This window comes from Desulfallas sp. Bu1-1 (assembly GCF_015594625.1).
Taxonomy (GTDB): Bacteria; Bacillota; Desulfotomaculia; order Desulfotomaculales; family Desulfallaceae; genus JADNRQ01.
In genome coordinates this window covers 49,375-76,153 of the sequence record NZ_JADNRQ010000008.1, presented here as the reverse complement: position 1 = coordinate 76,153, position 26,779 = coordinate 49,375, and the positions used below count along the sequence as shown (strand labels likewise).

Annotated in this window: 23 protein-coding genes; 16 read left to right on the top strand and 7 right to left on the bottom strand. The window is 52.8% G+C overall.

Annotated elements, in window-relative coordinates:
• Positions 1-140 precede the first annotated feature (140 nt).
• Together IT084_RS09645 and IT084_RS09640 are read right to left on the bottom strand one after the other, a co-directional pair.
• Entirely contained in the window at positions 141-8,372 is an 8,232-nt protein-coding gene (locus IT084_RS09645) for a GH36-type glycosyl hydrolase domain-containing protein (RefSeq protein WP_195712648.1), read from the bottom strand.
• Positions 8,373-8,634: 262 nt separating this feature from the next.
• On the bottom strand, positions 8,635-9,546 hold the full coding sequence (locus IT084_RS09640) for a radical SAM protein (RefSeq protein ID WP_195712647.1): 912 nt from the start codon (positions 9,544-9,546) through the stop codon (positions 8,635-8,637).
• Between the two features lie 227 nt (positions 9,547-9,773).
• On the opposite strand from IT084_RS09640, the gene IT084_RS09635 reads away from it, so the two are divergent.
• Positions 9,774-10,127 carry a YmaF family protein gene (locus IT084_RS09635; RefSeq protein ID WP_195712646.1) on the top strand — a complete coding sequence of 118 codons (354 nt, stop codon included), beginning with the start codon at positions 9,774-9,776 and terminating at the stop codon, positions 10,125-10,127.
• Positions 10,128-10,680: 553 nt separating this feature from the next.
• Complete coding sequence (locus IT084_RS09630; protein ID WP_195712645.1) at positions 10,681-10,977, top strand: hypothetical protein; 297 nt, start codon at positions 10,681-10,683, stop codon at positions 10,975-10,977.
• Between the two features lie 64 nt (positions 10,978-11,041).
• On the opposite strand, the gene IT084_RS09625 is transcribed toward IT084_RS09630, so the two are convergent.
• The 3 genes from IT084_RS09625 to IT084_RS09615 all read right to left on the bottom strand — a co-directional run bounded on the left by IT084_RS09625 (position 11,042) and on the right by IT084_RS09615 (position 12,851).
• Positions 11,042-11,410: a hypothetical protein gene (locus IT084_RS09625; RefSeq protein WP_195712644.1), complete on the bottom strand. Its 369-nt coding sequence runs from the start codon at positions 11,408-11,410 to the stop codon at positions 11,042-11,044.
• Between the two features lie 18 nt (positions 11,411-11,428).
• Positions 11,429-11,761, bottom strand: a complete 333-nt coding sequence (locus IT084_RS09620; RefSeq protein ID WP_243276885.1) for a carboxymuconolactone decarboxylase family protein — start codon at positions 11,759-11,761, stop codon at positions 11,429-11,431.
• Between the two features lie 328 nt (positions 11,762-12,089).
• Positions 12,090-12,851 (bottom strand): GntR family transcriptional regulator, encoded by a 762-nt coding sequence (locus IT084_RS09615; RefSeq protein WP_195712643.1) that lies wholly within the window; start codon positions 12,849-12,851, stop codon positions 12,090-12,092.
• Positions 12,852-13,269: 418 nt separating this feature from the next.
• Between IT084_RS09615 and IT084_RS09610 the strand changes: the two genes are divergently transcribed.
• From IT084_RS09610 to IT084_RS09590, 5 genes are all read left to right on the top strand, one after another.
• Positions 13,270-14,007 carry a gamma-glutamyl-gamma-aminobutyrate hydrolase family protein gene (locus tag IT084_RS09610; RefSeq protein WP_195712642.1) on the top strand — a complete coding sequence of 246 codons (738 nt, stop codon included), beginning with the start codon at positions 13,270-13,272 and terminating at the stop codon, positions 14,005-14,007.
• A complete protein-coding gene (locus IT084_RS09605) occupies positions 14,004-15,368 on the top strand; it encodes a TRAP transporter large permease subunit (RefSeq protein WP_195712641.1) in 1,365 nt (454 codons plus the stop codon). The genes IT084_RS09610 and IT084_RS09605 overlap by 4 nt, the downstream gene beginning before the upstream one ends.
• Before the next feature lie 19 nt (positions 15,369-15,387).
• A complete protein-coding gene (locus IT084_RS09600; protein WP_195712640.1) occupies positions 15,388-15,657 on the top strand; it encodes a hypothetical protein in 270 nt (89 codons plus the stop codon).
• An 85-nt stretch (positions 15,658-15,742) separates the two neighbouring features.
• Positions 15,743-17,107: an acyclic terpene utilization AtuA family protein gene (locus IT084_RS09595; RefSeq protein WP_195712639.1), complete on the top strand. Its 1,365-nt coding sequence runs from the start codon at positions 15,743-15,745 to the stop codon at positions 17,105-17,107.
• Between the two features lie 13 nt (positions 17,108-17,120).
• On the top strand, positions 17,121-17,444 hold the full coding sequence (locus IT084_RS09590) for a DUF4387 domain-containing protein (protein WP_195712638.1): 324 nt from the start codon (positions 17,121-17,123) through the stop codon (positions 17,442-17,444).
• A 7-nt stretch (positions 17,445-17,451) separates the two neighbouring features.
• Here the strand turns inward: IT084_RS09590 and IT084_RS09585 are convergent, their stop codons facing one another.
• Both IT084_RS09585 and IT084_RS09580 read right to left on the bottom strand, forming a co-directional pair.
• Complete coding sequence (locus tag IT084_RS09585; protein WP_195712637.1) at positions 17,452-17,853, bottom strand: nucleotidyltransferase domain-containing protein; 402 nt, start codon at positions 17,851-17,853, stop codon at positions 17,452-17,454.
• A 429-nt stretch (positions 17,854-18,282) separates the two neighbouring features.
• On the bottom strand, positions 18,283-18,447 hold the full coding sequence (locus IT084_RS09580) for a DUF3006 domain-containing protein (RefSeq protein WP_395879658.1): 165 nt from the start codon (positions 18,445-18,447) through the stop codon (positions 18,283-18,285).
• Positions 18,448-18,833: 386 nt separating this feature from the next.
• Between IT084_RS09580 and IT084_RS09575 the strand changes: the two genes are divergently transcribed.
• The 9 genes from IT084_RS09575 (at position 18,834) to sigG (ending at position 26,567) form a co-directional block, all read left to right on the top strand.
• Positions 18,834-19,571: a cell division protein FtsQ/DivIB gene (locus IT084_RS09575; protein WP_195712636.1), complete on the top strand. Its 738-nt coding sequence runs from the start codon at positions 18,834-18,836 to the stop codon at positions 19,569-19,571.
• A 22-nt stretch (positions 19,572-19,593) separates the two neighbouring features.
• Entirely contained in the window at positions 19,594-20,298 is a 705-nt protein-coding gene (locus IT084_RS09570) for a DUF881 domain-containing protein (RefSeq protein ID WP_195712635.1), read from the top strand.
• A gap of 19 nt (positions 20,299-20,317) precedes the next feature.
• Positions 20,318-20,992, top strand: coding sequence for a DUF881 domain-containing protein (locus IT084_RS09565; protein WP_195712634.1), 675 nt, complete (start codon positions 20,318-20,320; stop codon positions 20,990-20,992).
• 48 nt (positions 20,993-21,040) lie between these two features.
• Positions 21,041-21,391, top strand: coding sequence for a small basic family protein (locus IT084_RS09560; RefSeq protein WP_195712633.1), 351 nt, complete (start codon positions 21,041-21,043; stop codon positions 21,389-21,391).
• Positions 21,392-21,462: 71 nt separating this feature from the next.
• The gene (ftsA, locus tag IT084_RS09555) at positions 21,463-22,662 is read left to right on the top strand and encodes a cell division protein FtsA (RefSeq protein ID WP_195712632.1); all 1,200 of its coding nucleotides are present in this window, start codon (positions 21,463-21,465) and stop codon (positions 22,660-22,662) included.
• Between the two features lie 58 nt (positions 22,663-22,720).
• Positions 22,721-23,782 (top strand): cell division protein FtsZ, encoded by a 1,062-nt coding sequence (gene ftsZ, locus IT084_RS09550; RefSeq protein ID WP_195712631.1) that lies wholly within the window; start codon positions 22,721-22,723, stop codon positions 23,780-23,782.
• A 175-nt stretch (positions 23,783-23,957) separates the two neighbouring features.
• Positions 23,958-24,884, top strand: coding sequence for a sigma-E processing peptidase SpoIIGA (locus tag IT084_RS09545; protein WP_195712630.1), 927 nt, complete (start codon positions 23,958-23,960; stop codon positions 24,882-24,884).
• A 76-nt stretch (positions 24,885-24,960) separates the two neighbouring features.
• Positions 24,961-25,689 carry an RNA polymerase sporulation sigma factor SigE gene (sigE, locus tag IT084_RS09540; RefSeq protein WP_195712629.1) on the top strand — a complete coding sequence of 243 codons (729 nt, stop codon included), beginning with the start codon at positions 24,961-24,963 and terminating at the stop codon, positions 25,687-25,689.
• A gap of 104 nt (positions 25,690-25,793) precedes the next feature.
• A complete protein-coding gene (gene sigG / locus IT084_RS09535; protein WP_195712628.1) occupies positions 25,794-26,567 on the top strand; it encodes an RNA polymerase sporulation sigma factor SigG in 774 nt (257 codons plus the stop codon).
• Positions 26,568-26,779: the final 212 nt, after the last annotated feature.

Below are 26,779 nucleotides of genomic sequence, written 5' to 3'. Positions count from 1 at the left end.
GCATTTTGGGAGCATATTGGGAGCAAAAAATGAAAAATGGGAGCAAGCGCCGCTCTTCTCCAAGATGGGCGCGGTCTTCCGGTGCGAACGTGCTGTGTTTGCTGTTCGCCCCGGCGACCGTGCAGTTATCTATTCTGTACCTACAATGTCAGAACAACATGGTGGACCTGCCCGTCATCGTACAATTCAATGTAAGGACCTTCTTTCACGTCTTGTTCCGTAAGAGCAACTTCCCGCCCGTCAATTTGTAAAGCGGTCGCTCCGCCGGACTTGCGCGACGGGTTTTTGACAGTTATCAGGTAGCGCGCGCGGCCAAAGCGGTAGCTGGCGAAAAACTCCGGCCACTCGCAAGGAATGCACGGTTGAATGTACAGCCGCTTGCCACGCCGGCGAAGGCCGAGGATCCACTCAATTCCCGCCTGGTACATCCATCCCGCAGCGCCGGTGTACCACGTCCAGCCGGCACGTCCTTTGTGCGGGTCCGCCGTGTAAACGTCTGCCGCCATGACATAAGGCTCTCCCGCGTACTGCCGCACTTCATTGGGCGTGCGCGTGTGATTGAGAGGATTTAGCAGGTCAAACAATTCAAAGGCCTTATCTCCATTGCCAAGCCGGCACCAGGCGATAATGCTCCAGATGACACCGTGGGTATACTGGGCCCCGTTCTCGCGAATTCCGGGCGGATAGCCCTGAATATAGCCGGGACTTGGATCGGTGCGGTCAAAAGGCGGTGTCAACAGTCGCGCGACGGAAAGATCCCGGTCCACAAGTTCACGGTCGAATGACTGCATCGCCTGCAGTGCCTTCTCTTTCGGCGCCGCTCCGGAGATGACTGACCACGACTGGGCGATGGCGTCAATGCGGCATTCCTCATTGTAAATAGAGCCCAGCCATTGTCCGGCGTCGGTAAAGGCCCGCCGGTACCACTGCCCGTCCCAGGCGTGCTTGTCGAGAGCGGAGGCCAGTTGTTCCCGTACTTCCCGGTAGCGGCCGGCTCGCTCGACATAGCCGCGTTTCCGGCACAAATCCGCAAACCGGTTCAGCACTTCGCAGAGAAACCAGCCCAGCCACACGCTCTCACCGCGTCCTTCAGCACCGACACGGCTCATGCCGTCGTTCCAGTCGCCGGTTCCCATCAAAGGCAGCCCGTGTTCACCGAAGCGCTGTAAAGCCCTGTCGATGGCACGCAAGCAGTGCTCGAAAACGGTTCCGCTCCGGTTGGAGATTTGGATGGGCTCGTATCGTTCATGTTCACCTTCGGGCAAAGGTTCACTATGAAGATAAGGCGCCTCCTCGTCAAGTATACTGTCGTCCGCCGTATGCTCGACATACCGTGCGACGGCATACGGCAGCCACAGCAAATCGTCGGAAAAACGCGTGCGGATGCCGTGCTGTGTCTCTTCATGCCACCAGTGCTGCACGTCGCCCTCTTCATATTGATGCGCGGCGTGCAGCAAAATTTGCTCCCGCGTAAGGTCGGGACGGGTGTGCAGGAGCGCCAGGGAATCCTGCAGTTGATCGCGAAAACCGTACGCGCCTCCCGCCTGGTAAAAAGCGGAACGCGCCCACATTCTGCAGCCAAGGGCCTGGTAAATCAACCAGCCGTTCAGCAGGACATTCATCTCCGGGGAGGGCGTGGAAACCGAGAGCTGGTCCAACACGCCATCCCAGAACTCCCGTACCAGTTCAAAAGCCTGGTCGCAGGCACGGGCCTGGCTGTATTTTTGCGCCAGTTTCACGGCAGCGTCCCGGGAATTTCCGCATCCAAGCAGGATGAAGACTGTCCGCTCGGCTCCGGGCTCCAGCGTGAGCTTGACCTGCACTGCACCGCAGGTGTCATAAAGAGGTCCTGTTTTACCTGACAGGCGTTCCCGGCCCAGCGCGGCGGGATTTTCCAGTGTGCCGTTGCGGCCGAGAAATTCGTTGCGGTCTGCCGTCCAGGACAGGTCATGCACCCCGGCGGTTTTCCGTTTCGTTTCGACTTCCGCAGCAGCCGGTGGCTCGACAGGCGTTTCCGGTTGCGGGTACACGCCTAAAAAGGCTGTTGCATCGCGAAATGCCTCCTGATACACGTTGCGTGCCAGCATGATCTGGGCGGACTCATCCCACTCCGTGATGATGAAAGAGGCATTTGCCCGGCGCAGTACTCCCAGCACCCATTCCGCGTAGTATGTGACGGAAAGGCGCCGCTGCACGGCACTCCTGTTTTGTAACCGTAATTTGACCACCTTGACCGGATCATCAAGTGGCACAAAAACGGTCATTTCCTGCCTGATACCGTGTCTTGCATGGCGGAAACGCGTGAACCCCCGGCCGTGGGTAACGGTGTAAGGCTGGTCCGCCCGTGCGGTGGACGGCGTGGCAGACCATACTTCACCGCTCTCTTCATCCCGCAGGTAACACACTTCACCGGGCGGGTCGAGCACAGGATCGTTGGACCACTGGGTCAGTTTGCATTCACGGCTGTTGCGCCACCAGGTGTAACCCGTGCCCAGCTCCGAGACAAGGCAGCCGAAGCGCGGGTTGGCGATTACATTGATCCAGGGCGCCGGCAGGTGATTGCCGTTTTTGAGCATAATCTGATACTCCCGGCCATCCGGCGAAAATCCTCCCCAACCGTTGAAGAACATCAACTCGCCCGCGTCCTCCGGCGGAGGGTTACCGAACCTGTTTAACGGCGCCACCGGCGTCAGGGGTGCCGGGAAGCCGGTATCCGGCTTGGGCGGTCTGGTTTGCGCCAAAAGACTCGGCCCGTCCGCCCGCAGCACAACACGGGCTGCGGCGATGAGCAGTATCCTGTCCTGCTCCGGCAGATGGTTGGCATTGACGATGGAAACTCTGCCGGGTCCCGCACCATACCGGTCAACGCCATGTTCCACCGCCCGCCGCAGCGCTTCCCGTAGGTCCTCTTGGTATCCACCCGCCGATTCGTTCAGAATGACCAGGTCGAAATGTAACCCCAGGCGGCGTAAATAGTCGTACCCGATCAGTATTTTAGCGACAAAGGGCAGATTGGCCCGGTTCTCGATCCGCACAAGTATTATGGGCAGGTCTCCGGAAATCCCGTAGGCCCAGAGGCCGGATTGCCCTTTTAAGTTGGCAGCTATACAAAGCTTTCGCTCCTGCTTTAGCGGTGGAGTATACAACACCCGGCCTGCAAAAGTTTGAAAAGCCATCGCCTCGGCTGCCGTTATATGCAAATGCCGAAGTTCGATTTGACTGCGATTCCAGGCCAGTTGGAATGTCCGCTCAACCACCAGGTCACCGGAGAAACGGCCGGCAATGTCGACGGCCTCCTCCTTCGTATCTGCGACGGCAGTGATAGCAAACAACTGCACCTGTTCGCCGGGCTCGATGCTTAACCGCCTCCGCATGATCAAGACGGGGTCGGCCACTGAGCCCACCGATCCACGCAGGCGGGAACGGATTCCCTGCGGCCGGGCGAGGGTATGGCCCCGGCCGATAAAACCGGCCCGGTCGGTCTCGTATTCCACCGGTCCCAGTGTTCGACCCGTGGATACCAGCGCGTGTGCCGCCCACAACGGTTTCTCGTCTTCCCGGCGAGGCCTGCGCCGGGCCAGCAGGCACCCGGCATCCTCCGCAAATTCCGTTTCAATGAACAATTTGCTGAAGGCCGGGTGCGCATCGTCGGCGATGGGAGGTGCCAGGGCCAGTTCAAGGAACGTCGTGACTTCGATGATCCGAGCTTCACTTCCCGCGTTGGCGAGCGTCAACCGGCGCACTTCCGCATTCCATTCCGGGGATACGCAGATTTCCAGGCTCGTTTGTATGTCTCCGTCCACGCGCATAAAGGTGGCCCGGTCCAGCGAGAACTGCACCCGTTGTTCATCAGACGGGACACGGCACGGCTGAAAGGCCGGCGACCAGACCATGTCGCGGGTGACGTCACGGATATACATGTAGCTCCCCCAATTGTCCAGCACAGGATCCTCCCGCCAGCGTGAAACCGCCAGGCCTGCGTATCGGCTGAACCCGCTGCCGCTTACCGTCACTATGGTCATCAATGTCCCGTTGGAAAGGACACACACCTCGGGCGTCCGCGTGTCCGCGGAGAGGTATTCGCGCTGGCCGGCGGTCACCGCCGGTCTGGTAAATGGCGCATGGACATGTGTCATTGCAGGATGTTTAATGATTTTAGGCCGCGCGGGAATACGTTCCTGCAGCAGCAGTTCCGCCGCCTGCACGCGCTTGTCGCGGTGAAAGCGCTCGTACATTTTTCTCGGCAACAGCAAGTTGGCAAGGGCGAGCAGGCTCATTCCCTGGTGATGGGCCATAAAACTGCGGATGACCATGGAAGTCCTATCTTGCGGCAGCCGCTCGGTCGTGAAATCGATGGCTTCAAAGTAGCCGTATTTTCCACGGGCGCCGAGTTCCTCCAGCTTGCGCAAATCCTCCAGCCCTTGACGCTTTGCAAAGGGTAAAGCAAGGATTGTCGCGTAGGGCGCCACAACCAAATCTTGTTCGAGGCCGCGCTTGAATCCGAGACCGGGAACACCAAAGGCCCGGTACTGGTAGTTCATCTGGTAATCAAATGCGTAGTAGCCGGATTCGGAGATGCCGAAGGGGACTCCCCGTTGATGCGCGTACTCGATTTGCCGCTTGACCACCGCACGGTAGGTGCTGTCCCAGACGGTGTTCCTGTAGGTACGCATAAAGAGCCGGGGCATCAAATATTCAAACATCGTCCCGGACCATGAAAGCAGTGTAACATGCCGCCCAACCCTGGTCATTGTTCGTCCCAGCGCATGCCAGTGCGCCACAGGCACGTGACCGAGAGCGATGGCAATAAAACTGGCCTGCCTTGCCTCGGATGCCATCAGGTCATACAGGATCTTGTCAGGTTCATGCAGCGCGGCGTGATAGCCCAGGGTGAACAATTTGGCCTTGTGGTTGTAAAGCGGTCGAAAGTCTGTTCCGTTAATCAGCGCTTCTATGCGGGCGATCAGATTTTGCCCGCGGGCCGGCCAGTCCTGATCAAAACCCGGCTGCTCGCCCCCTTCCAAGTCCGGCTTAAGCCACTCCGCCAATCCCTCTTTGACCGTTATCAAACAGCCGGCGAAGTTGCCGGAGTCCACCGTTGACACATACAGCGGAGGCAGTGGTTTGAGAGTGACCGTGTCGTACCAGTTGTAAAGATGGCCGTTCCATTTGTCCAGGCGCTCAACCGTCTTGAGTGTGCGTTCCAGACGCTCAATCAATCCGGGCGTATCGATGAACCCGAAATCCCGCGCCGCCAGCGCGCAGGCGAGATAAAGCCCGATGTTGGTGGGCGAAGTGCGGTGCGCGATCCCTTTGGGCGGGTCGATTTGCACATTATCAGGCGGCAACCAGTTATCTTTGGCGGTAACGAAGTCCTCGAAAAACGCCCATATCTGCCCCGATAACTTTCGCAGTTCTTCCTCCTCAGCCGCTGAAAGCGGCCGCTCGGGACGCTCTACGGGCCGGTCCAACCAGCGGATGGCAAGTGGAGCAAAAGCCCATACAGCGCAAAGGGCCAAACCTGTCCACTTAAGCGCCGGAACGGTACTCGACGCCGCTGCCAGCGCAAAGAGGAAGACCAGCGCGTAACCTCCGCACATACCCAGCAGTGCGGGGTGGCGCCCGGCCCGGTTGCGGCGTTCAACTTCCGCGGCGCTGACCCATTCTAGCAAATGACGTTTGGATATGAATAAGCGGTATAGTGCCCTGGCGATTGCGTCAATTAACAGCGCGCTTTGAAACGGCAATGTCAGGATAGTTACCAGAACTTGAGCGGCCGTAGCCAAAAAGCTTTGTGGGCGCCGAATTACCTGGCGAAGCGCTGCCAATTGGCGGATTACCGGTAAAAACATTGTTGCCGTCACCAGGGCAAGCCAGTGCCGGGGGGAGCCGGGTAAGACGATCGGGCCAAGCAGCAGTATTGCCAACAACACCGGCGGCAGTAGACTGCGCCGCAGGTTATCGATCATCTGCCAGCGAGTAAGGGCCGGTAAATCAACCGGCTCAAGGGTTCCCCTTCGGTTGGCAACGCGGGGAAACAACCAGGGCAGCAATTGCCAATCGCCGCGCACCCAGCGATGCATTCTCTTCTGATAAGCGCTGAAGGTAGCGGGCTGGTCATCGATTAATTCGATGTCCGACAGCAGGCCGGTCCGTAAAAATCCTCCTTCCAACAAGTCGTGGCTGAGCACCCGGTTTTCCGGAATACGTTCACACAATACCCGGGTAAAGGCATCAACATCGAATATACCCTTCCCCGTAAAAATGCCCTGCCCCAACCCGTCCTGGTATGGATCGGAGGCGGCAAAGGCGTACGGATCGATACCCGGATCCGCCGACCATAAATGAGCAAACCGTGAACGCAAGGACGCCCCGTGGCTAATGGCGATACGCGGCTGTAGTACGCCGTATCCCTCGACGACCCGTGTTCCCGTGCGGTTTAACCGCGGCCGGTTGTAGGGCAGGTGCAGGGTGCCGATCATCCGGTGGGCGCTTCCCATCGGCAGTTGCGTATCCGCGTCAAGGGTGATGACGTAACGGATGCGCGGCAAAATGGACCTGTCCCCGGCTATGAAGTCGTAAGTAGTATCCGCCCGCCCCTTCAGCAGCTCGACAAATTCCACCAATTTGCCCCGCTTGCGCTCCCAACCCATCCATACCCCTTCGGACGGGTTCCACAACCTGCGGCGCTGAAAGAGGTGAAAGGTACTGCCGCCCGGGTGAGAATACTTGCGGTTTAACTCCTCAATGCTTGCGCGCGCGGCTTCAAGGATGGCAGCATCTTCCGGGAGTTTTTCCGCTTTTGCGTCGGCAAAATCGCCTAGGATGGCGAAGTGGATATTCGGATCGCGGTTGGCCAGGTAATGCAGTTCCAGCCGGGCCGCCAATTCATGCACCTCTTTTACTGTGGACCAGATTACCGGAATAACAACCATAGTGGTTGCTTCAGGCGGGATACCGCGGGAGAAGTCGTATCTCAACAGCGGCCGCGGCCGCCTGGCGCACTCTATAAGCCGGTGTGCCGCCGTGACGGCCCACTCGCTCGCGGGCAACAACAGCGCAACCAGAGTCATCACCCACCGGGTAGTGGTGAAGCTTGCGCCTTCTCTGATCCACACGCTGAATCCAAGCAGGGCGATTGCGAACAAGCCTGTGAGGATTGTGAAATATGCGCCGGTGGCACGACGCAAAATTCCTATTTCCGGTAAATACCGGGGTGTGCCGCACATTTTCAGCGCGCGCCACAGTTCCTTGACGCCATCCGGTTCGAGCAGGTAGTAAGCGGTAAATGCCTGGCGCGGCAGTTCATCTAAATCTGCCGGGTTGCCGGCAGCCTCCTCCGCTTCCGCGAGCTCCGCGCGCGCTTTTTCGTATTCCTTGGCCGCAAGCTCGACGGCCTGCTGCGCGACCAGATTTTCCGGCACGCGCAAGCGGCGGGCCAATTTCTCAACGCGCTTTCTCAAGATGTCGCGGCTTGAAAAATCAAGAAGCGGGTAGTCGCCTGCGCTTTCTTGGCGCAGAGTGTGCTCAACCATGCAAATCTTCTCGAAAGGATCGCGCCAGTCCAAGCGAGATATTTTACGCAGGCTTTCGATGAGGTTGCCTGTTGTCACTTGATAGGCAGCCTGAAGCTGGTACTCGTAGGAGACGATCCGATCAATGCTCTCGGGGCCGTTTTCCAGTTTACATACCAGCCATTCGCGCACGGTTGCCGAATTGTCCGCCCGCTCGCGCAGGTGCCTGACCAGGTGGACGATCAGCGGGCCGGAGAGCGGTATATTTTGGCCCGCTTCTTCAAGCACCGCATTCAGGGTATCCGGGTTTAAATTGGATGACTCTATTCGTGACAGCAACCGTTCGACTAATGTACACACCTCTCGCCGCTGGCGAACCAGTTCCATGACCTCGGCCAGGCGCCGGATCAAGGCGATGCGCAGGATAAGCGGGAACGCCCACGCTTCGGCAATAGTTAAAACGGATATTTCCTGGTAAAAATTGATATATGAAACAAGCGAGTCCTCGTCCAGATTCCCGTCCACATGCTCGAGATAATCAGCACAGATAGACAGTATTCTTGTCTTGCCTGTCTTGCGCAGGCGCGGCAAATCACGCAAGAATGCTTCGGAAAGCTGGTGCCGGACGATCAACACCTGTTCTTCGATGAATTCAGCATGATCGAGCAGCCATTCTTCTGCGGGCTGCGAACAGCTTGTGTCACTATCCTGCAGGGAGCGTATAAACGCGCGTAAATTCTCGACGTCCTTATAAAACTCCCGCCACAGGCGATTTGATGGCCTGCGTCTCACGTAAGGGTCATGTGTTAACGCAAGTTCGTGAGCTTTTTGCCGGAGTTGTTCAGTATTTAAAATCATAGTTCCTCCCGAAGAAACCTGGGATCTGAATAGTGGTTTGGGATTAATTCCCAAACGGTGCTGAGAACCGGAAACAGTTAAAATGTTCCCGTTTAAGGCATAAATTATAATTGTGATTTACCCCGTCGTCCTTCGGAAGCGGTCATTACGCGTCATATAGCGCAAGTACACATAAGGATGTAACAGCTTTATTAAAAATAAAAAGCCCCTTTCCGGTGTTGCCCGGCAAAGGGGTTGTTGTTTGGTGATGTGCCTGGCCGGATCATCCGGCCAGGTTCAATCCCAACGTCTTGGCATATTCCAATGCTTTCTTATATTCGTTATCGCTCAGTCTTCTTGCTATTTCTTCATATTTATATGCCCGGTGGGCCGGGTAATACTGGTCCATCAAGTTTACCATGCAATCCGGTGATAATTCATCCTTAATAAATTTTAAAATTTGTTTTGTATCCTCCAATCCCCCCGGCATCATCAGATGCCTGATAATCAACCCTCTATATGCTATTCCACGCTCGTCTGTTTTTAAGCCCCCCACCTGGCGGTCCATTTCTTTAAGCGCTTTTTTCACCATTTCAGGGTAATTTTTTACCCCGGAGTATTTTTGGCCCCGTTCAGCCAGGTGATATTTAAAATCCGGCATGTAAATATCAATTACATCTTCCAATAAGAATAAGGTTTCAATTTTTTCATAGCCGCCGCAGTTATATACCAGCGGCAACATCAATCCTCTATCCGCTGCCAGCAGCACCGCTTCCAAAATATTGGGCACAAAATGTGTTGGCGTGACAAAATTAATATTATGGCACTTATAAAAATTTTGCAGCTCAAGCATAATTTCAGCGAGCTCCTCGTTGGAAATAAGCTCCCCTTCTCCCCCAAAACTCAGCTCACAATTTTGGCAAAAAACACAGCGCATATTACAATAGCCGAAAAAGATCGTACCTGATCCATTTCTACCCACCAAGGGGGGTTCTTCACCCATATGCGGCCCATAACTGGAGAGCACCACTTTATCCGCGGCCCGGCAAAAGCCCACCCTTTCTTTGCGATTAATACTGCAGTTATGCGGGCAAAGGTTGCAATTCGTCAAATGTTTTTGAGCTTTTTCGACTTTATCCTTTAATATGCCGCTGGCTAAAATTTTACGGTAGCCCGGCTCGCGAGTCCCTTGCATTTAGATCATCCCTGTTTACCAATATTTTTCATATAGATAAGCTATGTAATAAAGAATATATATAGATTACCTCTTTGACAACCTTTTTATTTTCCAACCAAAACCTCAAAACATTTGCGGAAAATTGATCATGCCGCTCCTTGGAAAAGAGTTCGACTCCTCATTGGTAACATTTGCCACGGGTTTTGCATATTATAAAAAAAATGCGAGGCAAGGAGGGGGTTGTTTTGGGTTTTGGTTTATTGTCCGCCTTGGCGCCGCGGCGAACGTCACATGTCCACGTTTACCGAAACATAACCTCGGTGAATGTCCGGCATTTGCATAGAATGGGCGGAGTCACGGGCCCGACCATCGGTTCCGGGCCCGGACATGTTCACCGGATGGCCGGAACCACTACTTTCTATGACGGGCACACGCACAAGTATGCCACTGTGACCGGGCCCGCCATACCCGTGTTCCCCGGGGTTCATGTCCACAGGTATCAAGGTGTGACAACCGTGAATGGAAAAGTACCACACACCCACCGCTTCTCCGGAATAACCGCCCCGGCTCCGGATGATATAACAATAGTCGCCCCGTAAGGGGCATTTTTTTGGTGGAGCGTTTCAGTAAATCCTGTGAAAGCGAACTCAAGGAACCTTCATTATCCAAGCTGAAGAGGAAAAGGTTCTTGCGCTGGTGCGGCAACAAATTGAGTCGGGCGTAACTCCCCTGGATTTGGTTTTGATCGAGGCAATGGGATTATTCAAGGGAATTATATCCGAAAAATAGAAATAATAACGCAACAAGGGAATACACCGGGATGGATAATTATTTGAACAAAAGGAGGTATGTAGCAGGTATTAATCTTGGATATTGAAATGGAAAGGGTTAATCAGGAAAAAGTAAACCTCCCCTGTGCTCTTTTTTAGATTACATAAATACTGTCCCGGCCTAGTTCGGTAATTATAAATTTCGCTTACAATATAAATGATAAAGATAGCTTTTTGTAAAAACCGGGTATGGCAACGGAAGGGGTTGTGGTAGAGCGCCTGCCTGTCACTGCGTGCGCCGCTTTTCCTGTTCAAGACGGCGCCGCCTACCATCAGAGCGCTGCACCGCTTCTTTAAAAGAGCCGGCCGGGAAACCCCGGGTGTGCTGCTGCTCTCTCTGGCGGATATCACGGCAACCCGCCTTGCCTCCGGGTTTGTTGACGATGCCTCGGCTTACAGGAAATTTATCCTGGATATCCTGGGCAAATATACCGCTGAAGGGAGTAATTATCTTCACCCTCCCGGGCTGTTGGACGGAAACGATGTCTGCCGCCTGCTGGGCATCAAACCTTCACCGCGGGTCCGCCGCGTGCTGGACGCGCTGGCCGAAGCCCAGGTGGAGGGTTTGGTGAAAACAGTGAACCAGGCCGAGGAATTTGTAAAACAGTGGCGTGATTAATAATATTTGGGGTGTTGATCCATTGATGAAATATATTTGTCAGACCTTGGACCGGTGTTTTAATTTAATTCATGATGGTGATATAAATGGTATTACCCTCTTTAGTTCCTTTAAGAAGCTCACAGTGTCGCAACACAGAAAAATTTCTTTCCAGTTCCCAATCTTTCAAATCAAAATGCCTGGCAATTTCCGGTCGTGTAACTTTGCCCTTTTCTTTCACAAAATTGTAAATTTTTTTCTGCAGCTCCGTTAAACCCTCCGTGCCGGTTTGGCCGGCCAATTTCCTGTGGGTGACGGCGCTGTGCACCGCCGCTACGTCGCAGGTTTTTGGCGGCTGCACGGCGATAATGAAACAATCTTCACATAAAGTTTGACCATGTAGATGCATCTCTTCACCCGCTGGAATTTTATCCCCGCATTTGGCGCAGATCATTTTTGGCTCGCCCCCCTCTTAAATTTCGTCCCACAATTTAACGACCAGAGTGCTGTAAGCCATGCCCGGCCCTCCATGCATCATCATAGCCACACTGCACACTTCAAGCACTTCCTCCAGGCTGGCGCCCAGGGCTTTCAGCGCTTTCAGGTGCACTGCAATGCAAAAGTCGCATTTCAAAGCCAGGGCCATACCCAGGCCAATGAACCTCTTTTCCTTGGTGGAGAGAGCACCGTCCTGAAATACCGCGTCATGAAGATCATTGAATTTTTCCATCACCGCAGGCATGGCTCCCTGCAGGAACTTTTTCCCTTGTTCAATTTGCGCCAGCATCTGTTCTCCTTTTTCCAACTGGTCCACTTCCTTTCTTAGAAATTTTCCGCACAAACAGTTGTCAAGCGCGTGCCGGTAATTGATTAAATTATCTTACTCGAGCTTAAACCGGCTACCCCGAGGTTTCGAGCACTATTTCTTTATATTCGTTACGGCTATTATAGCATAAAAAAGTTAATATGTTAACTAAAATATTCTTAATATGTGATGCTATCGCGGGTCATAGCCAGTTGATACGCCATTTATAATGTGCTATGCGCTTTTTTATTTCAAAAAGGGACTCACGTAAAGATAGATGTCGATTATAGGCTGCGGTAGTTGCCGGTGATTATCACTTGTAACCTGTTTATTTATTATTGAAATGGTACGCAGGTCGGGTAATATGGAAACGGTATTTTTCCCCTCGATAAGCCGCAATTCTGTATTCGGTGGGGCGCCCGTCCGCGGTATAAACAACGGTGGTGACCCGTAACAAAGGATGACCGGGCTTGATGTTCAACATTTTGGCCATGCTTTTATCTGCCACGATTGCTTCAAAGGACTGGGTCAGCATGGAAGGATTTACGGTCGGGATATCCTTATACAAGTCATAAGTGGAAAACGAATGACCTTTTTGGATCTTTTCATGGACCAGCTCCATCATTTCTTTGCCAATTGATTCTGGAAAATAGGAATTGTAAATAACCAGCGGCTCGTCATCGCCAAGACCCAGCAGGCGGATATGGACAATAGCCGTTTCCAGGGGTATTGCCAGCAGTGTGGCGAGATTGAAGTCCGCGGGGATAGTGGTGCATGACAGGCACTTCGTTGAAGGCTTGATTCCTTTCCTGCGCAGGGTTTCCTCGAAAGGGGTGACGGTGATTAGTTCCTGGTCCACCCCGGGACTGGCCACAAAAGTACCTTTGCCGTGACTCCGGTAAATAAGCCCTTCATTGACCAGTTCCGCCAGCGCCTGCCTCACGGTGATACGGCTGACTTTATAGATGTTGCACAGTTCTTTTTCCGAGGGCAGCCGGTCATTTGGCTTTAAAACCCCTTTTTTAATTTCCTGTTTGATCATATCTTTGAGCTGTAGATAAAGGGGCACGGATTTTTCGTGTACAAGCATTTTTGTTCTCCTTTTTTCTGCACACAATTATAACCAGTTTTATTGAGGTATTTATATCAAGAATATAACATGTTCATTATTTTTTAACAACATGGGGAAAACAAAATATATTGTTTTTTATTTGTTTTATAGGAAGTTAAATTATTCAGTGATTTTTTATAAAAAATTTTTCGAAAATAAGCAGGAGAATAAAATATATTAGCGAATTAACCTTATTATAACATGTTATAAGCATGTATCCAACTAAACGGTAGTATGTAAGGTGGTGGTATTGAAAGGAATTGTTGGTGGTTTTGCTTGTTAAAACAGTGAAAAACCAAATTGGGCTGGTTAATAAACGCCAGTCGAGGGAAAGGAGGGGTGGAAAATCGGCGGTAAGCTTATTAAAGTTGGTATAACAACCGGTTGGGAGGAAAATATGCTTGTACCCGGGTGGTCTTTGATTTATACCATCAGGGGGTGCCTGGAAGCGGTGGAAAAGGCCGGGGGGGTGCCTTTGCTTTTACCCGTGGCGAAAAATAAGGCAACCCGGGAAGATGCCCTGGCGAGCGTGGACGCGCTGATTGTGAGCGGAGAAGTACTCAGTGTCAGGCGTAATGTATTGCAAGGCGGTAATCCAAAAGATTTATCCGCGCAAAACCCGCTCCGGTTTGCTAATGAAAGTGATTACATCCTGGGCGCGCTGGAACGGAACATGCCTCTATTGGGAATCTGCCGCGGTTTACAGGTGTTGAATACTGTTTGCGGCGGGTCCATGTACCTGGATGACATTCACCTCATGCCGGGTAGGGGCAATGTTCAGCACCAGCAGGGAAACAAACCCCCGTCGGAAACCGTGCACGAGGTAAAGTTTGTACCCGGCGGCGCGCTGGCGGGCCTGACGGGTCAAAGCGAGGCCCGGGTCAACAGTTTCCACCGCCAGGCGGTAAAAGAACCGCCCCCGGGTTTCGAGGTTATTGCCCGTGCCAACGACGGTATTATTGAGGGTATCGCAAGTAGCCGGCACGATTTCGTGATTGGTGTTCAGTTCCACCCGGAAGTGCTGCCGGACCCCGTTTGGGGTAAACTGTTCGATGGTTTGATTGCGGCCGGAAAAAGATATAAGGAAACAAATAAATATTTTAAGGAGGGATACATATGGGAGGAGTCCAAATGATTGGGCCGTTTCCGCTGGAAGTTTTCTGGTTGATTGAACTGCTGCTCGTAATCGCGGTGATCTTTATCGCATTTAAACGACCCATTTACGAGGCTATGGCCATTGCCTTCGCTTTTACCATTGTGATGACCGGTCGTTATGACCTCTTTTGGTCCAAACTGTTAGCCCCGTCCACAAGCGGCCTTTTTTACATCATTGTGGGTTTTTTGGTGTTTGCTTATATTTTGGGGCAAACCAGGGTTGTTGATAAATTGATCAATGTAATTTTAGCCGCCGTGGGCGGTCTGCCCGGCGGTGCCGGATATGTTTCCCTGTTTGGCAGTTCGGCCCTGGCCACCATGACCGGAACCGGCCCGGGAAACGTGGCCGCTACGGGCGTTTTTACCATTCCGGCCATGATTAAAAGCGGTTTCCCCCGCCCCCTGGCTGCGACGGTGGAGATGTCGGCCAGTATGATGGGCAACCAGGTGGGGCCCGGTTTGAACCTGGTTTGTTTCGCTATATTAAGCGCCCTTTACCCCGATCAGTACTCGTTATCCACCTTTTGGCTCGGCCTTTACGCTGTGTTCGGCTGGCTCATAGTCCAGCGCTGGTTGACCCTGATCGGCTTTTGCAAATACTACAAAGTTAAACCCATCCCAAAAGAAGAACGCCCGAAATTGCTTGATTCCCTCAAGCAGGGTTGGAAAGCGCTGTTGATTCCGGTGTTAATCCTTGGACCGATCGTGATTGACTCAGTGTTTAAAAATACGTTGATTGCCCGCTTCGGCGAAGAAGGGGCCAAGGCGTTTTCAGGTTCGGTACTGCTTTTTACTGTGGGACTTTGCACCGTGTATGTCATCATTATCGGAAGAAATTTCATTCCCGGCGGTTTCAATCTTTCCGGCATTTTTACCATGTTCCGGGACAGCCTGAAAGGTGTGGTGCCGGTATCCGCCACCATTTACCTGGCCTATGCCATCGCCCTTGTGTTCAAGGAAGTGCAAATGGATGAGGTAATCAAGAGCTGGTTTCTCGCCTTCGGCCTGGGCAAATTCGGGTGGGCTTTAATGGTTGTGGCATTTACCGCCTTCCTGGGGATGATTTTGCCCGGTTCCTCCCAGGTGGCCATCCTCGGAGGTGCCATTATCTCCACTGGAGCGGCGGTTGGCATTGACCCGTTTTTAGTTGCGGTGGTTCTCCCGGCACTTACCGGTGTAATGGAAGGAATGACGCCGCCGCTGGCCCTGGCCATGTACACCGCGATGGGCATTGCCAAATCGAAATTCTGGGAGACCGCAAAACTTGCCTATGTATGGATATTCAGCCATTTCATTGTGACCTTGCTGTTGTTAACGGGGATCTTGCCTATATTTAGATAATTCCCTTGGTGAGGTGTTGATGATGAGAACACAATTGGAAAAGCTGTTAAACAACCTGTTCGGCATTTTTATGATCATAGCGATCTGTATTGGAGCCGTGGCGGCGTTTATTTTTGTCATCGGATTTATTGTCGGTGAGCCGGCGGGGGCTAAACTGGCCCTGAACGCTCAAAAATTCCTGGGATATGGGATTAAAATTGCCGCCGTGGGTGTGCTCTGTGGTTTGATTAATTTTTACACCTGCGGCAATCATGAACTTACTTTAAAAAATAGTGATCAAAGTGAATGAGAAAGCAGGAATAAAAAAATAAATGCCGAAGTGTCAATAAAGAGGTTATAACATGTTATAATTACCATGAAGGAAGGGACAATGTATGAGCTCTAAATCTCTAACTTTTCTATGTCCAAACGGGCACCTGGGCTTTGCACCGATTAAAACCGGCAGTTTTTACCGTGGCGTGGCCCAAAAGCCGGACTTTATCCTGGCGGACTCGGGCAGCGATGACATCGGTCCGGTTCCCCTGGGCGCCGATATCTGCGCCAGCCCGCGGGAGTGGCAAAAGCATGACCTGGAGTTAATGCTGGTGGAGGCGCGCAAGCTGGGGGTGCCAATGATCATCGGTTCCGCCGGCGATACGGGCACCAATAGCCGGGTGGACATGTACGTGGAAATCGTCAGGGAACTGGCGGCCAAACACCAAATCCCACCGTTTAAACTGGGCTACTTTTACTCGGAGCTCAACAAGGACTACCTGCTGCAAAAGATAAACAGTGGAAAAGTGATCCAGGGACTGGACGGCAGGCCGGATCTGAGGGTGGAGGATATCGAAAAAACCGACCGGGTGGTGGCCGTGGCCGGTGTTCATCCTTATATTAAACTTTTGGACATGGGCGCCGATGTAATTATCGGCGGGCGCTCCAGCGACTGCGCGATATTTGCCGCCCCCGCGCTGCGGGCAGGTTTCCCCGAAGCTTTATGTTATTACCTGGGCAAAGTGATGGAGTGCGCGTCTTTCTGCTGTGAACCTTATGGGGGCAAAGAAACCATCATCGGAACTATTACCGAAGAAGACGTCAAGGTAACCGCCATGCATCCCGAACAGCGCTGCACCGTGGCCTCCGTGGCCGGGCATGCCATGTATGAAAGGTCGAATCCCTTTTACGAGTATGTGGCCGGCGGCATGCTGGACATGAGCAACTGCAAGTACGAACAATATGACGAAAAAACCTGCCGCATTACCGGGCCGAAATTCGTGCCGGCGGGTGAATTAAGGGTCAAGATTGAGGGGGCCGGCAAAGTGGGCGAAAGATACATCGGTATTGCCGGTATCCGCGACCCTTATACCATTCAGCACATCGACAAAGTTATTGACTGGGCACGACAGCAAGCGGTGGAGAGGTTTGGTGACACGGGTTATGAACTGCATTACCGGGTGTTTGGCAAAAACGGCGTGATGGGCGATCTGGAACCGGTCAAGGAAATCCGGTCCCATGAACTGTGCGTGATCGTGGAAGGTATTGCCCCGACCAAGGAAATGGCCCACGAAGTGTGCATGACCGGAACCAGGCAGATGTTCTACGCCCGTTTGCCCGAAGTGAAGGGAACCGCCGGCGGGGTGGCTTTTGTTCTGGATGAAGTATTGCCGGCCAGCCCGGCTTACACCTGGACCATGAACCACACCGTGCCCGTGGATGATCCGATGGAATTGTTTGAAACCCATTTAGTTGAGGTCAAGTAGCGGGGGGACTGAAATGAAGACCAAAAAACTGGCTGAACTGGCTAAAACCATTAGAAGTAAAAACGCCGGAACCGATAAGATTACCTTTGATATTATCTTCCGGGAGAAGGAAAATTACGAACTGGTCAAAAAAAGCGGAACGCTGACCAAAGAAACAGTCTGTAAAATTTACGGCATCAGTGAAGACAGGATTTCCGATTTCGTGGAGTTTGATCCGGCCTACGCGATCAAATTTACCATCTACCGTGACCGGCCCAGCGGCAGTCCCGGTGAGGGGGATATCTTCGGTTGCCAGCAATATCCACCGCTTTTGGATCTTGAGGTACCGGTGGAATAATCATAAACTAAATAATTAACCGGCAAGGGAAAGAGCGATTGGATTTATTCCGATCGCTCTTTATGTGTTCGCCCGGCAGATACTCTATGGTTTGTGGTTCAGTAACCACTTCATAAAGGAAGCTAGCTTTTTGTTTTTGCGCATCGAATTCCTCGGGAGTATAGGCTAAAGGCTCAATAGGTTCCATAATTTCCGCGATAGCACGACCCAGTAACTCACAACGCTGCATAAAATCCAAACCTTTGAAGCTATTGGAGATAACAACAAGGTCGATATCACTGTGTTCCCCGGCTGTACCCTTGGCCTGTGAACCAAATAAGAAAATCTTTTCTATTTTTATACCTTGCTTTGCAAGGGCTTTTTTGAATGCTATGATTATCTTTTCAATCTCTGGTCTTGGGCTATACATTTTATTCCTCGGATTTAACCAGGTAATCTTTAGCAATGACTTTATTGAATTTTGTCAAAGCAGCTTTCAGTTCTTCCGGATATCTGGTGGTAATAGCGGCTGTATTGATTGTTAGTGGTACATTCAATAACAAAAAACATGTCCATTATCGTCTAAAATTGGGATCATGGCCGGAGGTTCAGTGCTAACTGGATGCGGTCCCTAGCCCGTCATATCCCAAGAGCCATGACCCCTTAGGGCGTGAAGAAGTAGTTGGGCAGTAAGTTGCAAGCGTTAACTAAAAGTTGCTCCAGCCATAAAGGTAAAATTGCGAAACGAACGATTGATACCGCCGGAGCGCCAACTACAAGTACCAGTTTTTGCAGCGAAATCAAAATTAAATATAAAGCCCCTGGCCTTTTTACCCAAGAGCTGATTATATGTATGCGTTCAATCCTTTTTAAAGTCTTCGTTGATTAAAGTGTCTATGTCTTCATCGTATTCCGGCATCGTCTGGTTATCCACGGAAATAACGATGTTCAACACGTCTCCTTCCCTGGCTTCCCGGGGCAGGAGTTCTCTGGGAAGATTGAAGGTCAAGTGGCCGTATTCCACTACAGCCCAGTTTTCTTCAAAGCGATTAATGATAATAATTTTTTATCACCCCGGATATTTTAATACCATTTCTATAATTTCCATACCGCCCGGAAAAGATACGGTCGGGAAGGCGCCCGGCGCGTATTCTTTCAATCAGGTTGTTTCGGACTTCAAGGAATTGATTTGACGCCCGGTTTGGTATATATTTAACCTGGGTTCCATTAAAAAAGAACAAAGGCGTTAATTTCCCGCTTATCAAGAAGTCTGTATCAGGCAATTGTTAATAACAATTTTTTCACAAACTTCAAAATTCAAACTAAAGGTAGATTAATTATCATGTCGAATAAAAACATAAATAAATAGTTAAATAAACGGAAATTGTCTGGTTGAACGGAGATATGATTATGCAAGGCGTGGCGCGTACCGGCGGGAAAAAAAGGGTTATTCTATGGCAAAGCCTTTTTTTTATTTTTATCCTGCTTATGGCGGCATATGTTCTGTTCAAATCGCCGGTATTTAACATCGGCAAGATTATCGTTCAGGGTAATAATCTATTGACCGCCGGTGAAATTGTGCGGGTGTCGGGTATTGTCACCGGGATGAACATATTCCAGGCGGATTTGAAAACTGCCGCCGGCAGGATCAGGTCTTTACCGGTAATCAAGGAAGTAAAAGTTGACAGGCGGTTTCCCGGTACCGTGCTGATTGAAGTGACGGAGCGCGTTCCCGTGGCCCTGGTGGTTACCGGCGGGCGCTTCGTGGAATTGGATGCGGAGGGCTACTACCTGCGCGAGGGTAGTGCCGGCGCTACCGGGCTGCCCGTCATCACCGGCATGCGGGTGCAGGCCGCTGGGCCGGGGCGTCCGGTGAAGGGAGCCGGAATCGACACCGCCTTGAGGGTGGTCCGGGAATTGCCCGGAGCATTACGGTCAGTGCTGTCCGAGGTGCATGTGGGCGGGGATGGCAGGGTGACTCTTTATACACTGGAAGGAATTGAATGCCGCCTTGGTTTGCCCGGGGACGTTTATCAAAAAGGCAATTATTTTTTACAGGTGCTCAAAGAACTTAAGGAAAAAGGAAAAAATATAGAATATGTCGATTTCTCCATCTTAAGTTCACCGGTGGTTAAGTATAGAAATTGACTTTTTGTCGAGGGATCCGGATATGGAGAAAAAATCCTATTACTGGATTATTGTTTTAGTGGGCCTGGTTATGGGCATCATCCTGGCGCTGCAGTTCAGGGTTACCAGTAATATCGCCCGGAACGCGCCGGCGGTGGACAGGCCCATCGCACTGGCCCGGGAATTGGAGAAGGCCCGGAATTCCAGGGACCAGCTGCAGAAAAAAGTGGACGAATTGCGCGAACGCCTGGATCAGGCCGCCGCCAGCCCGGAACTGGCCAGGGTCAAGGAGGAACTGGACCGGGCGCGCGAACAGGCGGGTTTGACGGACCTGCAAGGTCCCGGGGTGGAAGTGACGCTCAACGACAGCAGTAATGAGCTGCAACCCGGGGACAATCCCAATTTTTACGTTTTGCACGACGGGGACGTACTAAGCATTATCAACGAGTTGAAGGCGGCGGGGGCGAAAGCGATTTCCATCAACGGGCGGCGGATTATAACCACCACTGAAGTGCGGTGTATCGGACCCACCATACTGGTGAATAAAAACCAGCGCTTAAGCCCGCCGTTTATCATTTCCGCCCTGGGCGACCCCGATACGCTGGCCAATTCCCTGAAAATGAAAAGCGGAGTGGTGGACTCGCTGCGCGTTTGGGGTATCCAGGTGGATGTGAAAAAGGTGGACAAGGTGGTTATTCCCGCTTACCCGGGCGGCCTGGTTTTTGAGTACGCCAGGCCCAAGAATTAACCGGGGGAGGAGGTCGGTGATGTTCTCAAAAAGCCCGGTGCATATATCCATCATGCTTGTGACTGCAATCATGGGCTTGATGATGGCCTTGCAGTTTCGTGTGGTCAACCAAATGCCCGCCGGCATTCCGACGGACCGCGCCAAGGAAATAATCGCCGAGTTGAAGCAGGTTAACCGGGAAAAGGAGAATTTAACCCGGGAAATCGGCGACCTGGAATATAAATTGGAACAGTTGAACAGGGGTAAAAGCGAGGCCATGCTGGCTCTGGAAAGCGAGTTGAAAAAGGTCCGGATGAGCGCGGGGCTGGTTACGGTCAACGGCCCCGGCGTGGAAGTGGTACTGGATAACCCGGAACTGCAGGAAAGCCAGGTGCCGCCTGAACTGAGCGTCATTCAGGATCAGGACCTGTTAAGTTTGGTCAACGAGCTTTGGGGCGCCGGGGCGGAGGCCATTTCCATCAACGGGCAGCGCATCGTTGCCACCAGCGAAATCAGGCTGGCGGCGCCCTTTATCAATATCAACACCACCCGGGTGGTGCCTCCTTACCAGGTCCTGGCCATCGGCAACCCGGAGACCCTGGCGGAAAATCTGGAACTGCCCGGCGGGCTGTTGGAATATTTCCGGGACATGGGTTTTCAGGTGACCGTGGAAAAGCATGACGAACTGACCATACCGGCCTATTCCCCAAGGTAAACTTTTCATAATGAATTATAATGTTATTAACGGGAGCGGGTGACAGTCATGTGGATGGGTATTTTTTTGGCCGCGGCGGGACTGGCCATAGGGATTTTGATTGGTTTCAACATCCCCGTAATTTTGCCGCAGGACTACGCCAAGTATATGTCCGTGGCGGTGCTGGCGGCGTTGGACTCGGTTTTCGGTGGTATCAGGGCCGCCATGGAGGACAAATTCGACCAGGGTATTTTTGTTTCCGGTTTTTTTAGCAACGCCTTGCTGGCGGCGGGTCTTACTTATATCGGCGACCGCCTGGGCATCGACTTGTACATGGCTGCCGTGGTGGCTTTCGGCGTACGCCTGTTTCAAAACCTGGCCATTATCCGCCGTTATATATTAAAAAAGAAATTTAAATAAATAAAAAGGGAATTTTTACTGCATGTTGAATTTTACAGTTTAAGTAAACGATGGTGGAGGGGAAATCTGCCTTGGCCGGAGCGGCAAGTAACATCGTTGTTGGTCTGGATATTGGAACGTCCGGAGTGGCCGTGGCAGTGATTGACGCCGGTTCCGGGGCCAAGCACAAACTGCTCGGAGTTGGTTTCAGCCCGGCGGCGGGCATTGACCGGGGTATAGTAATCCGGGCGGAGGATGCCGTCGCCTCCATCAAAGGAGCGATAACGGAAGCCGAGCTTTCCGCCGGGGTACAAATCAGCCACGTTTACGCCGGGGTCGATATGCCGGGCATGATCGCCGGGCGCGCCGGCGCCGTACTTAAACTGGACCACAGGCGGGGAGTGACGCACAGGGAAATATGCCAGGCGCACCGGGATTTGTGCGCCGCTATCCTGCCGGAGGGTTACACGGCTGTCCAGCTTGCGGGGGTTCGTTATTACATTAACGGTGAGCCCGTGGCCCGGCCCCGGGGAGCCCGGGGAAGGGAACTTAAAGTCCAGGCCTGTGTTCTGGCGGCGCCCGGCGGGCAGGTGAGCGAATTGCAGCGCTGCCTGTGCGAGGCGGGACTTAAGGTAAAACAAACCGTGGCCGGACCGCTGGCCGTTGCGGAGGCGGTGCTGACCGGGGCGGAGCGTGAGCTTGGCGTGGTCTGTGTGGATATCGGCGCGGGTTTAACCAGGGTTGCCTATATCAACCACGGGCAGCTGGAGGAAATGGAAATTTTCCCCGTCGGGTCGGGCCATATTACTTCGGACCTGGCGGTAGGTTTACATACAACGCTGCAGGCAGCCGAGAAAATTAAAATCCAATACGGTCTCCGTCACATTGACGGGCATGTCGGTGTGCCCGCCCTTTCAAGCCCGGGTGAACATAACATCCCGGGTAGCGTAGTTGCTGAAATAATTAAGTTAAGAATTGAGGAGATACTTGATTTTATTAAACGATATATTGACAAGTTGCAGTTAACCGATTCCTTACCCGGGGGTATCGTAATTACGGGAGGGGGCTCCCGGCTTACGGGCCTGCCGGAAATGGCGGGAGCGGTTCTGGGCATGCCGGTCCGGGTTGGCGCCGGTCGGGTGCAAGCAGAAAACATTCCGGAGGAAGAAGCTTACCGTTATGTCTCGGCCATTGGATTGGGGCTCCGGGGTTCCGTTCAGGAACCGCCTGCCCGCAGGGTGAGGCGCAAAACGGAGGGAGGTATATTGGGCCGGTTAAAAACTTGGCTATAACTATTTTCATTGCCGGTAAATGCAAAATTTTATGCTCCCCGAGAAGGAGGATTTTTTAATGCTGGATTTTGATATTGACGTCGATCAGTATGCCAACATCAAGGTAATCGGTGTGGGCGGGGGCGGCAACAACGCCGTGAACCGGATGATCAGCGCCGGCCTGAAGGGTGTTGAGTTCATATCGGTGAACACTGACGCCCAGGCCTTGCAGATGGCCCTGGCCAGCAACAAAATTCAAATTGGTGCTAAACTGACCAAGGGGCTGGGCGCCGGAGCCAATCCCGATATAGGCCAGAAAGCGGCGGAGGAAAGCAGGGATGACATTGAGCAGGCGCTCAGGGGTGCGGATATGGTGTTCGTTACCGCCGGGATGGGCGGCGGAACCGGTACCGGCGCTGCGCCGGTGGTGGCCGAAATAGCCAAGGAACTTGGCGCGCTCACGGTGGGAGTGGTTACCAAACCCTTTACCTTCGAGGGTAAAAAGCGGTTGCACCAAGCCGAGGTGGGCATTGAAAATTTAAAAGGAAAAGTTGACACCCTGATTACCATACCCAACGACAGGCTGCTGCAGGTGGTGGATAAGAACACCTCCATCGTGGAGGCCTTCCGGATTGCCGACGACGTGCTGCGGCAGGGCGTACAGGGTATTTCCGATTTAATTGCCGTTCCGGGGCTCATAAACCTGGACTTTGCCGATGTTAAAACCATCATGAAGGATACGGGTTCCGCCCTGATGGGCATCGGCAGCGCCAGCGGTGAAAACCGGGCCGTGGAATCGGCACGGGCGGCTATTTCCAGCCCGCTCCTGGAAACCTCCATCGAGGGGGCGCGGGGTGTATTGCTGAACATCACCGGTGGTGCTTCCCTGGGGCTGTTTGAGGTTAACGAGGCGGCGGAAATCATCGCCCAGGCGGCCGACCCGGAAGCCAATATCATTTTCGGCGCGGTTATTGATGAGCGCATGGAGGACGAGGTGCGGGTCACCGTAATCGCCACCGGATTTGATAAAAAACCGCCGGTTGGTTTATCCAAGCAGAAAAAAACCGGTGATGCGGTGGAAGTGAAGCCTTTTTCCAACCACGATGATCTTGATATCCCGGCGTTCTTGCGCCGGAGATAATCAAGAGTTTGTGTCGAATAAAAATGAATACATAAGACACCAAATAACAAAAATTACCAGTCCCTGGCGTGTATAATATAGCCGGGGCTTTTTATTTTTTTTGAATCATAAATACAAGGTACGGGCCATATCATGGTAACAGAGCATTTTTGTCCCTGCGGTTGGAGGAAACATAATGCCTTCCTACGTGGTATATGTGGACCAGGTGTTTATAGGCAGCCTGGTGATGAACCTGATGATCCTCTGGGTTTCGGCCAGGCTGGGCAGGGTTTCGTATAACCGCTGGCGCCTCCTGGCCGGTGCGGCCGCGGGCGGGTTGTACTCGCTGGTGCTGTTTATTCCGGCCCTGGAACAATACATGGGCCCGGGATATAAATTGCTGGTATCGCTGTTGATGGTAACCGCCGCGTTTGCGCCCGCTCCCCCGAAGAAATTCATTGTTCTTCTGGCCTATTTTTATTTAAGCACTTTTGCGCTGGGCGGCACCGTGCTGGGGATTGTCAATTTTCTTCGCCGGAGTGTGCCCGGTGACCGGTTGTCCGGCGCGATGCAGGCGGTGGATGCATACCTTTGGTACGGTTTATTGCTGGCGCTGATCATTTTTTGGTCCATCGGGCGAATCGCACCCGCAGTGCTTAGGAAAAGGCTGGTGCTGCCGTTGTTGCAGGCCGACCTGGACATTTGCCTGGGCGGGCGACGGGCTTCTCTGGCGGCGCTATTGGACACCGGCAACAGCTTGACCGACCCCCTCACCGGCAACCCGGTGATTATTGCCGAATATGAAAGTTTGAAAGAGCTGCTCCCGGAACGGGCCCGCCGGTCCATAGACGCGCACGGGTTGGAAAACGGCGCCACTGTCCTGGGGGAAATGGGGGAAGGCATTCAGGAAGGTCATTTTCGCATTATCCCTTACCGGTCGGTGGGCCGCAGCAACGGGTGGTTGATTGGTTTTCGCCCCGACGAGGTGATTATCAGGCAAAGGGGCAATATGGTTAAAACTGATCAGGTGGTGGTTGCGCTTTGCCCGGAAAGGCTGCGCGGTGACGCCCCCTGCGGGGCCCTGCTCCCGCCGGATCTGCTGGAAACAGGTGTGGCCCGTTAGCTTTATAACAACCCGGTATCAAGTCTATTTTACCGGCGTCTGACGCCCGTCGCCCGGCGTCCATTGGGGAGGGAAGATGTTGAGACGGTTCTGGAAAATAAAGTTGGTCCTGCGTTTAACCCTGATCAACGTAATGACCAGACTGGGCATCAAATCCGGTGTTTATTACGTGGGTAGCAGCGAGGCCCTGCCGCCCCCGCTGACCAACGACGAAGAAAATTACTTGATCGACAGGCTGGAATCGGGAGACGGCGCCGTGCGCAGCGTGCTGATCGAGCGAAACCTGCGCCTGGTGGTGTATATTGCCCGTAAGTTCGAAAACACCGGGGTCGGCATTGAAGACCTGGTTTCCATAGGCAGCATCGGCCTGATCAAAGCGGTCAATACTTTTGATCCCGCCAAAAAGATCAAGCTGGCAACTTACGCCTCCCGGTGCATCGAAAACGAAATTTTAATGTACCTGCGCAGAAACAATAAAACCAGGACCGAGGTTTCTTTCGACGAGCCGCTGAACATTGATTGGGACGGCAACGAGCTGCTGCTCTCCGATGTGTTGGGTACGGAAAATGATATTATTTACAAGTATATCGAGGAAGAAGTCGACCGGAAGCTGCTTTACCTGGCCTTGCAAAAGCTCAACGGAAGGGAAAGAAGGATCATGGAGCTGCGGTTCGGGTTAAAGAGCGGCCGGGAAAAAACACAAAAGGAAGTCGCCGACATGCTGGGCATCTCCCAGTCTTATATTTCCAGGCTGGAAAAAAGAATTATCAAGCGGCTCAAAAAAGAGATCAACCGCATGGAGTAAGCCGGAGTTTCGTGAATAAAGGAGCGATGTATATTTTAATATGCTCGAGGCAATAATGAAATTGAACTTAGCATAACCTGCGGGATAAGGCGGGAGGTAGTTGCATGCTGGTCAACAAGGTGGAGATTTGCGGCGTAAACACATCTAAACTCCCAGTACTGAAAAGCTCCCAGATGAAGGAACTCTTTGAGGCAATGCACAAAGGGGACGCCTCCGCCCGGAACCAGCTGATCAACGGCAATTTGCGACTGGTGCTCAGCGTCATCCAGCGATTCACCAACCGCGGTGAATACGTGGATGACCTGTTTCAGGTCGGCTGCATCGGCCTGATGAAGGCCATCGACAATTTTGACCTGTCCCAGAACGTTAAGTTTTCCACCTACGCGGTGCCCATGATCATCGGGGAAATCAGGCGCTACCTGAGGGACAACAACCCCATCCGGGTCAGCAGGTCGCTGCGGGATGTGGCCTACAAGGCGCTGCAGGTGCGCGACGCCCTGGTGAACAAACATTCCCGCGAACCTTCGATCAACGAAATTGCCAGCGAGTTGAACATGCCCCGGGAGGAAATCGTTTTCGCCCTCGATGCCATCCAGGAACCCATCTCGCTTTTTGAACCCATTTACCACGACGGCGGCGACCCCATCTTTGTCATGGACCAGATCAGCGACGAGAAGCACCAGGACCTGAACTGGCTGGAAGGCATCGCCATTCGTGACGCCCTGCGCAAATTGAGCGACCGGGAAAAACTGATATTAACCCTGCGGTTTTATGAAGGGAAAACCCAGATGGAAGTTGCCGAGGAAATCGGCATCTCCCAGGCCCAGGTTTCGCGGCTGGAGAAGGCGGCCTTGAACCACATGCGCAAGCATATCTGATTTGGTGGTTGGTCGTTGGTGGTCGGTGGTCGGTGGTCGGTCGTCGGTCGTCGGTGTGGCTGGCGGTGGCCGTCGTTTTAACATGGCGGTTATTGTTGCTTTCGGCAACCAGTCGCCGGTTTAGTGGCCTTTGTTTGGTGTTTACTGGTGGTGGTTGCACGGTATAACGCTTCTCACCGGGAAGGCGTTGATGCCGCTTCGCGGCGCCTCTG